Here is a 14,467-nt window from a genome sequence, read left to right on the forward strand (position 1 = left end):
AATGATTACGTTTGCATAACAAAAATGTCAGCATACGCAAACAAAAAAGCAGCAATCAATGGCCGCAATACAAAAAAAATCAGTACCTTTGCCCATGAATGTGCAAACAAAGCATATTTCATAAACAACAGACATATTATGAAACCAATATTCATCGCAGGACCATGTGTCATAGAATCGGCAGAACTTCTTGACATTGTTGCCAAGGAAATCACAAGAATAAACAGCCGCTTGTCCACAAACATTGTCTTCAAGGCAAGTTTCGACAAGGCTAACCGTACATCCATAAAATCATTCCGAGGCCCCGGCATAGAACAGGGCATGAGGATGCTCGGAGACATCAAGGACAAGTATGGTCTTCAAATACTTACAGACATACACGAAAGCCATCAGGCTGAGGTGGTGGCTGAGGTGTGTGACATAATCCAGATTCCGGCTTTCCTTTGCCGACAGACTGACTTGCTGGTGGCTGCTGCAAAGACGGGGCGCACGGTGAACATCAAGAAAGCGCAATTCCTTAGCGGACAGGACATGCGGTATCCTGTCGAGAAAGCACTTGAAGCGGGTGCAAAGGATGTGTGGCTCACCGAACGTGGCAACTGTTTCGGCTACAACAACCTTGTTGTGGATTTCAGAAACATATCTGACATGCTTGACATTGTGCCGCGCGTGATTATGGACTGTACACACAGCGTGCAGCGACCGGGAGCCAGTGGAGGGAAAACAGGTGGCGACCGGAGGTTTGTCCCTGCCATGGCAAAGGCTGCAAAAGCGTTCGGTGCCACGGGATATTTCTTCGAGGTGCATCCTGCCCCTGACAACGGGCTGAGTGATGCAGCGAACATGCTTGAGCTGGAGAAACTCGAATCTCTCATAAAGGAATTGGTTATCGCGGATTGACAACAACCGACATATTGACAAACAAAACAGCGTTTCTGACGAAAACGTACAATAAAAATGAATGACAGACTATCCAACGCACGCGATTACGCCATTGCATGCATGAAAGAGGAAGCACAGGCTGTGCTGAACATGATACCAAGTCTTGACGAAAACTTTGAGCGTGCCATAAGGATGATACATGAATGCCACGGCAAAGTCATTGTGACCGGTGTCGGAAAGAGCGGACATATCGGGGCAAAAATAGCGGCGACACTGTCAAGTACAGGGACACCGTCATTCTTCATCAATCCGTTGGACGTGTTCCATGGTGACCTTGGAGTGATGACACAGGATGACATTGTCCTCGCAATAAGCAATTCCGGACAGACCGATGAACTACTTCGGTTCATACCTATGGTACTGCACATGAACATTTCGATAATAGCCATGAGCGGCAACCCGGACTCGTTACTTTCAAAATACAGTTCTGTACATCTCAATACGAAGGTGGAGAAAGAGGCTTGTCCGCTTAACCTTGCGCCGACAAGCAGCACAACGGCGCAGCTTGTCATGGGGGATGCTTTGGCTGTGGCACTCATGCAGGTGCGCGACTTCAAGCCGCGCGACTTTGCACAGTTCCACCCCGGAGGTGAACTTGGCAAAAGGCTTCTTACGACAGCACGCGATGTCATGCGGACGGATGACATGCCTGTCATTCCGCAGGATATGCATCTTGGAGAGGCGATTATACATGTCAGCAAGGGAAAACTCGGTCTGGGCGTGGCGCTTAAGGACGGGAAAATCATTGGAATCATAACAGACGGCGACATCAGGCGTGCCATGGAGAAGTGGCAGGCTGAGTTCTTCAACCATACTGTCGCTGACATTATGACACGGAAGCCGAAGTGTGTGGCTCCGACAGCTAAGATATCGGAAATCCAAAACATAATGCACGAACATAAAATCCACAGTGTGCTTGTTACAGACGATGACCACAGGCTTCTCGGAGTGGTAGACCATCATTCGTGCATGGTGTAAAAAAGCACCGATTATCGACAGGCAACAAAAGTCACGACGGCAACGTGTGGCGTAATGACCAAAGGGTTTTGTAACACTAAAAACAAGGTTTTAAATAGGAAAAGGAGACTATCTCACACTTGTGAGACAATCTCCTTTCTTCTTATTCCTAAACCTTCAATCAGCAAGAGGCACACAGCCATTGGTTAATGCCAACGCCTCTCGCTTGCAATAAAGCCGGCACATTATTTCTTAGCCTCATCCTTTGCAGTTTTCTTGGCTGTTGTCGTCTTCTTTGTTGCAGATTTCTTTGCAGTTTTTTCAGCAGGAAGAACCTTCGCAAGCTTTGCCTGCAAACGCTCGATTTCCTTATGCTGCTTCTCAATCTCCTTTGTCTGGTTAGTGATTGTGGTAAGCATATTCTCCAGTTCCTCATTGTCTATGCCACCGTATAGTGCACGGACACGAGAGATGAAGTCACCAAGGATGTTCATGTAGTTTGTGAACGCATCGAAAGGACCGTCATAGATGCCACGGTCAATGTCCCAGTTGCTTGCCTTGGTGGTCATGAAGCGGAAGTTGTTGGATGCCTGGAGGTAGTCCCAATCCTGCAACAGACGAGGGTCATTGGCTATCAGCAGACGGTCAGCAACGGAGTATAGCTTGTTGAAAGCCTCCTGCTGCATCTGGTTGCCAAGCCATACCGAGCAGTCGCGCTCTTCATCAACCCATGACAATGTGTCAGGAACATCGATGGAACCTACTGAGTCGAACTTTTCAAACACCTCACTTGGAGTAGCCCATTCAATGCCTCTTTCGCTTGCCTGTGACGGCAACGCCTTCAGGAAGTCAAGGATATGGCTTGACAATGGCTGTGCTATGCCAAGAGCTGTAAGCTCCATGAAGATATTCACAACTTGTTCCTCGGCAGGGCAAGATGCTATATTATTCATATAAGTATCAGCCATCAACGGATAACCTGACCAAGATTTGTTGCTGAAACGGAGTGATATATCGTCCGACAGGTTGACATCACGAAGCAAAAGTTTCAGGTTTGGTGCCATGTTGCAGTTATAAACATAATGCGGGGACTTCCAGCCAAGGACATGCTTTGCACCTTCTGTCAACATACCCTTATAACCAAGTGATGCCACCTGTGCACCAATCTCGTCTGTATAGATAAGGGATGAGTTGCGGACTACTGTTGGACGCTTGCCAAAACATTCCTGAATCTTGTCGGACATCTTCTCAATGTCACGCTTGAAACTTTCCTCATTGACAAGACCTGCAAGACCGTGAGAATAAGGTTCTGTCAAGAATTCCACACGTCCTGTCTCATTCATCTTCTGCAGTTTCTCGATGACTTGAGGAGCGTGCATCTCCAACTGCTCCATACCAACACCGGAGATTGAGAACGCAACCTTAAAGCCCGGTGCGGTGTCAAGCATCTCCTGCAGGGCGTCAAGAGCAGGCATATAAGAGTTGTTTACAATATAGTTGACACTCTGCTCGTTTGCATAGTCATCATAATAGTAATGGTCTGTACCGATGTCAAAGAAGCGGTAACGTTTGAGATGTGTTATCTGGTGTATCTCAAAATATAAACATATTGTTTTCATAGCGTGGTTCTTTTAACTTGTTTAATGTTTGGATGCGATAAAATCGCTTTTCATTTTCTATTGTTTATGTGCTATTATGCTTATTATCAAGCTATTTCATCACTTGATGTAGTTACGGAGATATTCTTCATTGTCAAACCATCCCTTTGCAAGAAGCTGGTCGTAGCATTGGCGTATGCGCCAGCCGACTTTTTCCCATGTAATCCGGTCAACCTCCTTCAAGCCTTCCTCAGCTATGTATTTATGGAAGCCTTCATTGGTGCACAATGAGTAGATCGCGTCTGCCATTGCGTGGATGTCCCAATAGTCAACCTTCAACACGTTGGTGAGAATCTCACCGCAGCCGGACTGTTTGGAGATGATAGACGGACAACCGCACTGCATGGCCTCCAATGGGGCTATGCCAAACGGCTCTGAAACTGACGGCATGACAAAAACATCGGAATTCTTATAGCACTCATAAACCTGACGTCCTCGCTGGAAGCCCGGGAAATGGCATTTGTCTGCAATGCCATAACGAGCGGCAAGCTCTATCATAGCGTTCATCATGTCACCGGAACCAGCAAAGCAGAAACGGACATTCTGTGTACGCTGCAACACAAGTTTTGCTGCCTCAATGAAATATTCCGGACCTTTCTGCATAGTGATACGTCCAAGGTATGTGACAACCTTCTCGTTAGGAATCTTCTTCGGGACAATATTGCGATACTCTTCCGAGAGAGGATAAACGGCATTGTGCATGGCAACACACTTGCGTGGATCCTGATGATACTGGTTGATGACAGTCTGACGGGTCAGCTCTGACACACACATGATACAGTCAGCATGATCCATGCCATTCTTCTCTATCGAGTAGACCGTCGGATTCACCTTACCGCGTGAACGGTCGAAGTCTGTGGCATGGACATGTATGCACAATGGTTTGCCACTCACCATCTTGGCATGTACTCCGGCTGGGAATGTCAGCCAGTCATGGGCGTGAATCAAATCAAACTGCTCGCTTCGTGCCAAAACGCCGGCTATGATTGAGAAATTGTTTATCTCGTCATGCAGATTGCCAGGATAGCCTCCTGCAAAGCCGATGCAACCCATGTCATCAAGCCCCTGCATATAGTTGAAATCAGCATAGATGTGGTCACGGAAACGATAGTAATCTTCCGCCGTATGACCGACAAAGCGATTCTTTATATTGTCATATTGCACGTCACGCCATGCAACAGGCACCTGTGACATATTGATGATTTTCAGGAATTTCTCTTCGTCACCACATGGCTTTGGCATACAGAATGTTGTCTCCACATCACCCTGCAATGACAAGCCTTTCGTGATACCGTAAGAAGCTACAGCAAGTCCGCCATAGATTTTAGGAGGGAACTCCCATCCAAACATTAGAACTTTCATAGTATGTTTTCCTCCTTATTATTAATAGGTATAAGATTCAAGTAGTTTTGACATACGGAGCAGCTCCGCCACATTCATTGCAAAAGCACATCCTCCTCTTCCATGGAATGGAGGGTTGCCGTCAAAGAGCTCAGGCATAGTTCCCACCGCATGGTAGAACATCTCATCCTCAAAGCCTACCATCTGACGGTGCACAAAGGACAAGCGTGAACGCTTATGCAGCTTCAGGACAGCTTCCATATAAAAACCGCCAAGCCAAGGCCATGCTGTTCCCTGGTGGTAAGCCCAGTCACGCTGGTTCTGTGTGCCTACGTAATAAGGAGTGTACTTGCCACTCTTTGGTGACAAAGAACGGAGGCCTTTTGCTGTCAGAAGCTCACGGGTACAGAAATCTATGACACTCTTCTGCTGTGCTGTCTCCAATGGGGAATAGTCAAGCGCAACGGCAAATATCATGTTCGGACGCACTTCTGCATTAGGCACACCATTGTCAACATAGTCCCAAAGGTAGCCGCTTTCATTCACAAACACCTCTTGGAAAGACTGCTTGATGGCATTAGCCTTGCTCTCATATTTGTCAGACGCGAAACCGTCATTCTTGAAACGTGCCAATTCCGCAACAAACTTCAAGGCATTGTACCACAAAGCGTTTATCTCCACGACATAACCGGAGCGCGGCACGACAGGTTTGCCATACACAGTTGAGTTCATCCATGTCATGGCCTTTGACGCACCATTGATTTTCAGCAGTCCGTTGTCTGCAACAAAGATGTTAGGATGCTTGCCGGCCTCTATGGTATTGATGATGTTCCATACAAGTTCGCCATACAGTTCAAATGCCTTCTCATCGCCTTGCGAGTGAGCATATTGCTGTATAGCCCAAACAGCCCATAACGGAACATCTGGCTGTTCTATCTCCGCAATGTCATATTGTAAAGGCTTGCCTATAAGAAAATCATTAAGAGCTTTGCCTGCCGTTTTCATTATCAGTTCAAAACGGTCCGGCTCTTCAATGGCAAGCGCAAGACCGGGCAAAGAAATGAATGTGTCTCTTGCACGGCACTTGAACCATGGATAGCCGGCAATTATGTATGAGCCATCTTTCTTGTGATTATAGAATTGATGCGCTGAAGAGTAAAGGGAGCGGAAGAAATTGTCTCGTGCAGGACGATGGTCACACTCTTCATCAAAAAGTTTTTTCAAGGTGGAAGGTTTTATCTTTGAGGTGCAGGCTGCAAACACAACACTTTCTCCTTTCTTCATTGTCACCTCAAAATATCCAGGCACATAAAGATCCTCCTGGAAAGCATATCCACGCTCCTGTTCTTTAGGGTATTCTATGCCACGATACCAGTCAGGAGCAAAGACGAACTCATTCTTCTTTGACAGCTGCATGTTAAGCTCAGGATAGCCGGCATATAAGGATGTCTTTATACCATTCTCTATTTCCTGGTATTCACGTGACGCGACACCATTCTCATGGCACAAGTCATTCACACTGCGGAATGCAAGAAAAGGACGCAGACGGAGCTTTGTCTGTGACGGTCCGTCAACAAGAGTGTATCGTATAAGTATGCGGTTCTCGTAATGCTGGAAGATTTTCTCCCTTTTCAAGACAACACTTCCCACGCGATAAAGTGTTGTCGGAATATGGTCGCAGTCAAACTCCCGGATGTATTTATGTCCTTTCGGGGCATAATTGTTTCCCTGATACTTGTGAAGTCCCAAATTGAACTCCACATCATGCTGGACAACACTGCAATCCAAAGATGACAGCAGCACATGATTGTCATCATCAATCTCCGGAACCGGTATAACAAGCAAACCATGGTACTTTCTTGTGTTGCAGTCTACGAGAGTAGAATAACTATAAGCCCCTGAGCGGTTTGTGCGCAGCAGTTCCTTGCTCAAAACGGCCTCCAAGTTGGTCATCGTAGCCTTCTCAAATTTAAGATAACTCATAGTTGTATTTTAAGGTTAATAATATTTATTTCATAGATTTCTTGAGGACATCCTAAATGTTCCTCTAACATTATGGCAAAGATAGCAAAAAAGTTGCTTGATTAATATCAAACAACTTCTTTTTTAACATTATTTACTATATATATTCCATGTTTTGCCGAAGTATTGCAACTTACATCCTTATTTTCACTTTTCTGCCTGCTGGCAGACAGAGTCATATATCTCACGTATCCGGCTTACTTTTTCCTCCATCGGGAGAAGCGCTGAAACCCAGTGAATCTTTATGCCACGTCGCTCCATGCCTCGGAACCATGTCATCTGACGCTTTGCAAACTGATGGATATGTATCTCCAACTGTTCGAGCATATCCTCGTAAGAACGGCGGCCGATGACATATTCTGTCACATATTTATATTCAAGACCATAGTATATCAAGTCATCAGGATGTACACCGTTAGCAAGAATGGTCCTTATCTCTTCAACCATCCCCTCGTCAACCCTTGCCTTAAGGCGGGAACTGATTTTGCTCCTGCGTTCGTCCCTCGGTATGTCAACACCTATAACGACAGTGTCTATCACAGGGAAAGGTCTGTCTTCCGTCCTATGCTCAAGGTTGTATGCCTCTATCTCTATAGCTCTTATGGCACGCTGTGGCGAGTCAACGTCAGTCTTGTTGTGCATGTCGGAGTTGTTCCTCTCTTTCAAATCCGTCAAGATAGCGGTCAGCTCTTCCATGGACTTTGTTGACATCTCTGCCCTAAGCTGTTCGTTCTTTGGCACGGGAGAAAGATTATACTCACGGATGACCGATTCGACATAAAGTCCTGAACCTCCGCAAAGTATTGGCAGCACTCCCCTACTCTGGCAATCAGAGTAAGCATTAAGGAAATCCTGCTGGTATTGGAATATATTGTACTTGGCTCCGGGTTCACAAATGTCAATCAGATGATAAGGGACATCAATGATTGCAGGCACGCCGGGCAACGCCCACTTCCTCATATCTTGGGTGGACATGTCAACAGAATAGTCGCACAGATCCTTGCCCGTTCCAATATCCATCATACGATATACCTGACGAGAATCACCAGATATAATCTCTGCCGGCTGTCCTTCAGCAATATAGCTTGCAGCAAGATGTGCCGCCAATGTTGTCTTACCAGATGCTGTCGGTCCGACAATTGTTATCATCTTTCTTTCCATTTGTTACTTCTAATAAATGTGAATGGCAGCATTTAGCACACCGCCATTCACATTAACATGATTTTATTTCACAAAAACTTTCTTCCCGTTCTTTATGACAATGCCTTTTGTTCCTTCTGCAACACGCTGTCCTGCAAGGTTGTAGATAGCATTGCACTGAGCCTTTTCAGGCACAGCAATCCCTGATATTCCAGTCTGTACTTTCTCATAAGTGAAAGTGACTTTCAGGAATATCTGCTTGTTCTTTCCCTTGGAATCGACATCAGATGTGGTAATCTTTGAATTATCAAAGTTCAGCACAATTGCCTGCTTTGCACCAAGATTGCTGTAAGTACGGTTAACAGGTGTCTGTCCAGCCTTGCCACCCGGGAAAACGAGTGTGCTCTCTGCAATGTCCGCGCCGTCAACCGCAACACTTGTCATAGTGATTGAACGGTCGGCTGTGGTGGAAGTGTTGTTTGAGTACCCTTCCACATACATCTTTGTAATTACATAGCCTTTATTCACGGAGAACGTTATAGTGTTGTCTGCATTACCGGTACGCACTTTTAGATAGCCGTTTGACACTGAATTGGTAATCTCACCATTTGCGCCTGCTGTATAGCATTCGCCGACAATCACGCCCTTGTCCTCAGCAGGAGCTTTCAATGCTTCTGATCCATCAGTGGCAGGAACGACCTCCGGAGCATGGCTCTTGACATTTGTCTGGAATACCGTTCCGTCAACGCCAAGATAATCAGGGAGATAATACCCGAGATGAGGAGGCTGATTGTAGGAAGAGTTCTGCCAAACAACGCCCATACGGTACAGGTGGTCTTCCATAAGGCAAGGCACCTTGTAGCGTGTAGGTTCAGGGGTTGAGTAGATAAGAATGTCGCATGTAGGCGCGCTCCAATCTGTCTCATAGCCTGTCATTATGATTTCCTCACGCCAGTCGCCGAGGATGTCGGCCTGAAGGCATGGGTTTGCCTTTGTTGTATTGACAGTCTGCGGTTTGCCGTATCCGGCAAACTCCAAGAAGGTTGTTATGCTCTTTGATGCAGTGTTGTATGCTCGGATACGTGGAGCGCAACCGGTTGTTTCGTTATAACGGCCGTCGAATGTCTGGTCATACGGGTCTCCAGTCCAATAGATGCGGAAACTTGTGTCAGCCTTCTTCGCAAGAACAACATTGTTTGTTGCACAATCGTAAGTGTTGCCGTCATGTGATGACCAGAACTCAAAACCACGGTTGGCAGGAATGAAGTCCGCAGCCAAACCACGCCCATTATCCTTCTCGCCTACGGCACTTGCAAGAATTTTTCCGGTTGTCGCATCGTGGACATCGTATCCATAAGGCGAATCCTCATGAGGCATCATCACCTCCAAACCCGGACGGTCAGGGCATAAGTCTGCCAAATGAATGGCATCACCATGACCAACACCGGTAGAACACATCAGCTGTCCGTCATGCCCGATTGTAGCACCGCCTGTAACGATGTCGTCATAGCCGTCACCATTGACGTCACCTACTGAAATACCATGAACACCTTGACCATAGCTTGACTTACCGGTTCCTGTAAAAAGAGTCTTGCCTGTTGCGTCGATAACGCTCCAAGCGTCCTTTGAACTGCCTTTATGCAACCATCTGGTCTTTAGCTCTGTACCATTCCAATCAACAGCCCAAATGTAGCATGCTGTATAATATCCTCGCTGGAGGATAGCTGTCGGCAATGAAGCCTGTCCGTCAAGATACGCAACTGCAGCATTGTATCTCTCACCACGGTTATAACTTGTGTCTCCCCATTTGGAATTATAAGCACCGTCAGCAGAAGGGAAATCAATCATAGCACGGTTTGGTGAATACCATATTGTATGCATGGCAGCACCAGTCTCACCGTTAAATACAGTAAGAAGCTCTGCTCCTTCGGTGACACGTCCTTTACTGTTAACCGTCACTGCATCAGGGCTGATGCCCTTTATCGCATTGTCCTTTGCAGCCTGGGTAGCGTAAGCACCCTTACCGTCCTTTGTGTCAGGACCTGTCTTTGTTATAAGTTCTGCCTTGCCGTCACCGTCCATGTCATAAACGATGAACGGTGAAGTGTGCTGTCCCGAGCGTATGGAATGGCCGATGTCTATACGCCATTTCTGAGTTCCGTCAAACTCATAGCAGTCCAGATATGCAGGAGAAGCATATCCATCCTTTCCGCTGTCACGGCTGTTGTCCGGCAGCCATTTGACAATCAGCTCATAATCGCCGTCACCGTCAACATCTGCCACAGAACAATCGTCAGGACGGTAGCGGCCTGTTGTCTTTCCATTCTTGTCCTTGCGGTTAGCAGGACGAGGAATGGAGATTTTATTGTAGATGCTTTCCCATGCTTTACAAGAAGCCTCATCACCATTGCTTGACAGCACTTTGTATGTATCGCCACTGTTTCCTTCTTTATCAAGATAGTTTGTGACATCCGCAATGCCTTCTTTTATCTTTTCGCCATTACGGTACAAGGTAAATGTTGCACCGCCATCAGCCTTCAAATAACGCCAAGACACCAAGATTCCCTCTGATGTCTTAACTGCCACGGGAGCGCGGTTCAACTTTTCCTTTACTTGGGTTCCTGCCGATGCATCAGACATCGCCAATGCCATGAAGCATGCGGTAATAAAAAATTTCCTCATTAGTTATTTAGTCTTGTTAGTGTAAAATCTGTTGCAAAATTAGTCAAAAAAAACGAAAATTCCAAAAACAAACAACCGAAAGCCTGTTTTGCACCCATTTTTCGTATAAAAACGCACCTAACAAAAACATTGCAAATACAGAAAAAGCCACTTGGACTATTCCAAGTGGCTTTGTAATATTTCAACGGATTATCCCGTTTCCCATTGACTGTTTGGAAACGATTCCTCACAATCACAATGGAGAATCAGATTAACCGTTAACCTTCTTCATGTGTGCGATGAGCTCGAGAACCTTGTTAGAGTAACCGATCTCGTTGTCGTACCAAGACACAACCTTAACGAATGTGTCTGTAAGAGCGATACCTGCCTTTGCGTCGAAGATAGATGTGCGTGGGTCGCCGAGGAAGTCAGAAGAAACTACAGCGTCCTCTGTGTAGCCGAGAACACCTGCGAGCTCACCTTCAGAAGCCTTCTTCATAGCCTCGCAGATCTCTGCGTAAGTTGCTGGCTTAGCGAGGTTAACTGTAAGGTCAACTACAGAAACGTCGAGAGTAGGAACACGCATAGACATACCTGTCAACTTGCCGTTGAGCTCAGGGATAACCTTACCTACAGCCTTAGCAGCACCTGTTGAAGATGGGATGATGTTGCCGGAAGCAGCACGACCACCGCGCCAGTCCTTCATAGATGGACCGTCAACAGTCTTCTGTGTAGCAGTTGTAGAGTGAACAGTTGTCATGAGACCGTCTGTGATACCGAAATTGTCGTTGAGGACCTTAGCGATAGGAGCGAGACAGTTAGTTGTGCAAGATGCGTTAGAAACAAACTGTGTACCCTTAACGTACTTGTCGAAGTTAACACCGCAAACGAACATTGGAGTAGCGTCCTTTGAAGGAGCTGACATAACAACGTACTTAGCGCCAGCCTCGATGTGAGCCTGTGCCTTCTCCTGTGTCAGGAAGAGACCTGTTGACTCAACTACGTACTCAGCCTCAATCTCGTTCCACTTAAGGTCAGCCGGGTTGCGCTCTGCAGTTACGCGGATTTCCTGACCGTTAACAATCAGCTTGCTGTTCTCAACATCAGCCTCGATTGTGCCGTCGAACTGACCGTGCATTGTGTCATACTTGAGCATGTATGCGAGGTAGTCTACTGGGCAGAGGTCGTTGATACCTACAACCTGAATGTCATCGCGGTTCATAGAAGCGCGGAAAACGAAACGACCGATACGGCCGAAACCGTTAATACCAATTTTTGTCATTGTTTGTTGTTATTTTAAAGATAATACCTAACGTATGTCATTTTTGACACTGCAAATTTACAACTTTTCTTGGAAACAATAGCCACTTTAACAAAAAATGTAGTACATTTGCAGTGCAAATCAAACTTTTAAATAATATAAATCAATTTCATATGAGCAAATTTGTTGATGAATTCAAGCAATTCGCCATGCGTGGCAATGTAATGGATATGGCAGTCGGTGTAATCATCGGTGGAGCATTCGGCAAAATCGTGTCAAGTCTGGTCAACGATGTCATCATGCCTCTCATCGGTCTCTTCACCGGAGGCGTTGATTTCAGCGGCCTGTCCTTCAAAGTCATTGACGCTGAGGTAAAGTACGGACAGTTCATCCAAAACATCGTTGATTTCCTTATAGTGGCTCTCTGCATCTTCATGATGATAAAAGGCATCAACTCACTGAAGAAAAAGCAAGAAGAAGTCCCTGCCAAACCGGAAGCACCTGCCGAGCCTTCCAATGAGGAGAAGCTACTTACGGAAATCAGGGATTTGCTGAAAAACAAATAATTCCCACAAGTAATCCCATATCAAAACAACAGTAACTGTTATATTGGTATGGTTGTATGCACAGCATTCTTTCCATAATGACAGAATGCTGTGCAAATAATTATGTCAGAACGTTACTACAACTCTAATTTACAATACCCAAACAAAGATTATCAAAATAACATCATGTACAAACCAAAACTTATTTCTTGCTTAAAGAACTACAACAAACAAACTCTCATGGCAGACATCATGGCGGGCATCATCGTCGGCATTGTGGCGCTGCCACTGGCAATAGCATTCGGAATTGCGTCAGGAGTGTCTCCTGAGAAAGGCATAATCACGGCAATTGTTGCCGGATTCATGATTTCCGTATTTGGAGGAAGCAAAGTGCAGATTGGCGGTCCTACGGGAGCTTTCATCGTCATCATATATGGCATAATAGAGCAGTACGGCATGTCCGGACTCACCATTGCCACACTGATGGCAGGCGTGTTCCTTGTCCTCTTCGGACTATTACACCTCGGCACAATAATCAAATATATCCCCTATCCTATTGTCGTAGGATTCACTTCAGGCATTGCAGTGACCATTTTCTCCACACAGATGAAGGATTTCTTCGGCCTTACAATAGACAAGGTGCCTTCTGATTTCATCGAGAAATGGATATGCTATTTCCAAAACTTTGACACTATCGACCTTTGGTCGCTCGGCATAGGTGTGCTCTCTGTGCTCATTATCGTACTTCTTCCTAAGATTTCAAAAAAGATTCCCGGCTCCCTGATTGCCATTATCGCAACGACAATCGTTGCCATTGTGCTCAAACAGTATGCCGGAGTGGAAAGCATCGAGACCATCGGTGACCGCTTCAACATCTCTTCCGAACTCCCCGGTGCTGAGGTTCCTGAGCTTTCATGGCTTACAATCAAGGGACTTGTCTCTCCGGCTCTTACCATTGCCATACTCGGTGCTATCGAGTCACTCCTCTCCGCAACAGTCGCTGACGGTGTAATCGGCGACCGCCACAACTCCAACAATGAGCTTATCGGTCAGGGACTTGCAAACCTTGTGTGCCCACTCTTCGGAGGTATTCCGGCAACAGGTGCCATAGCACGTACCATGACAAACATAAACAACGGCGGAAAGACTCCTGTTGCCGGAATCATCCATGCAGTTGTGCTTCTGCTCATATTCCTGTTCCTCATGCCGTTGGCACAATATATTCCGATGGCTTGCCTTGCCGGAGTACTTGTAGTTGTGTCATACAACATGTGCGGAATACCGTCTTTCCTCGGCATACTCCGCAATCCGAAGTCCGATGTCACAGTGCTTCTCGTGACATTCTTCCTCACAATCATCTTCGACCTCACCATAGCTATCGAAGTAGGCATAGTCATTGCATGCTTATTGTTCATGCGACGCATGGCGGAAACCAGTGATGTGCATCTCGTGCGCGACATAGACATCGAAGCTGAGTCCGACCTTTCTGCACACAATGATGAGCACCTTGTGGTTCCAAGCAACGTGGAGATGTACGAGATTGACGGTCCGTACTTCTTTGGAGCGGGCAACAAAGCCGAGGAACTGATGTCACGCTTCAACGAGAAGCCTGCTGTCCGCATCATACGTATGCGCCATGTGCCGTTCATTGACTCTACAGGCATCCACAACCTCACCAACATCATTATCTCCTCCAAGCAGCAGGGCATCGACGTTGTCCTTTCGGGAGTAAATCCAAAGGTTCATGCTGTCTTGGAAAAGGCTCATTTCTACGACCTTATCGGTGAGGACCATATCTGTCCGCACATTGATGTTGCACTGGAAAAGGCAAAGGAACTGGCAAACAACTAAACTCTTCCATACAACACACTGCAAACACATTGCAACAGAAAACGCTGCACCACAAAAGTCCTTACATAACTTTTTGTGGTGCAGCGTTT

Annotated in this window: 10 protein-coding genes; 4 read left to right on the forward strand and 6 right to left on the reverse strand. The window is 46.3% G+C overall.

The window, feature by feature from the left end; genetic code table 11:
• Positions 1–138 precede the first annotated feature (138 nt).
• Together kdsA and HPS57_RS01790 are read left to right on the forward strand one after the other, a co-directional pair.
• Positions 139–900, forward strand: coding sequence for a 3-deoxy-8-phosphooctulonate synthase (gene kdsA, locus HPS57_RS01785; RefSeq protein WP_172179599.1), 762 nt, complete (start codon positions 139–141; stop codon positions 898–900).
• A gap of 57 nt (positions 901–957) precedes the next feature.
• Entirely contained in the window at positions 958–1,920 is a 963-nt protein-coding gene (locus HPS57_RS01790) for a KpsF/GutQ family sugar-phosphate isomerase (RefSeq protein WP_172179601.1), read from the forward strand.
• Positions 1,921–2,144: 224 nt separating this feature from the next.
• On the opposite strand, the gene HPS57_RS01795 is transcribed toward HPS57_RS01790, so the two are convergent.
• The 6 genes from HPS57_RS01795 to gap form a co-directional block, all read right to left on the reverse strand.
• Positions 2,145–3,518: a glycoside hydrolase family 57 protein gene (locus HPS57_RS01795; RefSeq protein WP_172179603.1), complete on the reverse strand. Its 1,374-nt coding sequence runs from the start codon at positions 3,516–3,518 to the stop codon at positions 2,145–2,147.
• A gap of 99 nt (positions 3,519–3,617) precedes the next feature.
• On the reverse strand, positions 3,618–4,919 hold the full coding sequence (locus tag HPS57_RS01800) for a glycosyltransferase (protein ID WP_172179605.1): 1,302 nt from the start codon (positions 4,917–4,919) through the stop codon (positions 3,618–3,620).
• Positions 4,920–4,940: 21 nt separating this feature from the next.
• Positions 4,941–6,881, reverse strand: a complete 1,941-nt coding sequence (locus HPS57_RS01805; protein WP_172179607.1) for a glycogen debranching enzyme N-terminal domain-containing protein — start codon at positions 6,879–6,881, stop codon at positions 4,941–4,943.
• 186 nt (positions 6,882–7,067) lie between these two features.
• Complete coding sequence (gene miaA / locus HPS57_RS01810; RefSeq protein ID WP_172179609.1) at positions 7,068–8,069, reverse strand: tRNA (adenosine(37)-N6)-dimethylallyltransferase MiaA; 1,002 nt, start codon at positions 8,067–8,069, stop codon at positions 7,068–7,070.
• A gap of 75 nt (positions 8,070–8,144) precedes the next feature.
• Positions 8,145–10,742 carry a rhamnogalacturonan lyase family protein gene (locus tag HPS57_RS01815; protein WP_172179611.1) on the reverse strand — a complete coding sequence of 866 codons (2,598 nt, stop codon included), beginning with the start codon at positions 10,740–10,742 and terminating at the stop codon, positions 8,145–8,147.
• 250 nt (positions 10,743–10,992) lie between these two features.
• Positions 10,993–12,003 (reverse strand): type I glyceraldehyde-3-phosphate dehydrogenase, encoded by a 1,011-nt coding sequence (gap, locus tag HPS57_RS01820; RefSeq protein ID WP_135940305.1) that lies wholly within the window; start codon positions 12,001–12,003, stop codon positions 10,993–10,995.
• 152 nt (positions 12,004–12,155) lie between these two features.
• Between gap and mscL the strand changes: the two genes are divergently transcribed.
• Both mscL and HPS57_RS01830 read left to right on the forward strand, forming a co-directional pair.
• Positions 12,156–12,548, forward strand: coding sequence for a large-conductance mechanosensitive channel protein MscL (mscL, locus tag HPS57_RS01825; RefSeq protein ID WP_172179613.1), 393 nt, complete (start codon positions 12,156–12,158; stop codon positions 12,546–12,548).
• Positions 12,549–12,713: 165 nt separating this feature from the next.
• Positions 12,714–14,378, forward strand: a complete 1,665-nt coding sequence (locus HPS57_RS01830) for a SulP family inorganic anion transporter (RefSeq protein WP_172179615.1) — start codon at positions 12,714–12,716, stop codon at positions 14,376–14,378.
• Positions 14,379–14,467 lie beyond the last annotated feature (89 nt).

It is taken from the genome of Palleniella intestinalis (genome assembly GCF_013166595.1).
GTDB lineage: Bacteria > Bacteroidota > Bacteroidia > Bacteroidales > Bacteroidaceae > Prevotella > Prevotella intestinalis.

Excerpts from the sequence above, each read along its gene's own strand:
- kdsA (WP_172179599.1), top strand. The coding sequence starts at position 139 with ATGAAACCAATATTCATCGCAGGACCATGTGTCATAGAATCGGCAGAA.
- miaA (WP_172179609.1), bottom strand. The coding sequence starts at position 8,069 with ATGATAACAATTGTCGGACCGACAGCATCTGGTAAGACAACATTGGCG.
- mscL (WP_172179613.1), top strand. The coding sequence starts at position 12,156 with ATGAGCAAATTTGTTGATGAATTCAAGCAATTCGCCATGCGTGGCAAT.
- HPS57_RS01790 (WP_172179601.1), top strand. The coding sequence starts at position 958 with ATGAATGACAGACTATCCAACGCACGCGATTACGCCATTGCATGCATG.
- HPS57_RS01800 (WP_172179605.1), bottom strand. The coding sequence starts at position 4,919 with ATGAAAGTTCTAATGTTTGGATGGGAGTTCCCTCCTAAAATCTATGGC.
- gap (WP_135940305.1), bottom strand. The coding sequence starts at position 12,003 with ATGACAAAAATTGGTATTAACGGTTTCGGCCGTATCGGTCGTTTCGTT.
- HPS57_RS01815 (WP_172179611.1), bottom strand. The coding sequence starts at position 10,742 with ATGAGGAAATTTTTTATTACCGCATGCTTCATGGCATTGGCGATGTCT.
- HPS57_RS01805 (WP_172179607.1), bottom strand. The coding sequence starts at position 6,881 with ATGAGTTATCTTAAATTTGAGAAGGCTACGATGACCAACTTGGAGGCC.
- HPS57_RS01830 (WP_172179615.1), top strand. The coding sequence starts at position 12,714 with ATGTACAAACCAAAACTTATTTCTTGCTTAAAGAACTACAACAAACAA.
- HPS57_RS01795 (WP_172179603.1), bottom strand. The coding sequence starts at position 3,518 with ATGAAAACAATATGTTTATATTTTGAGATACACCAGATAACACATCTC.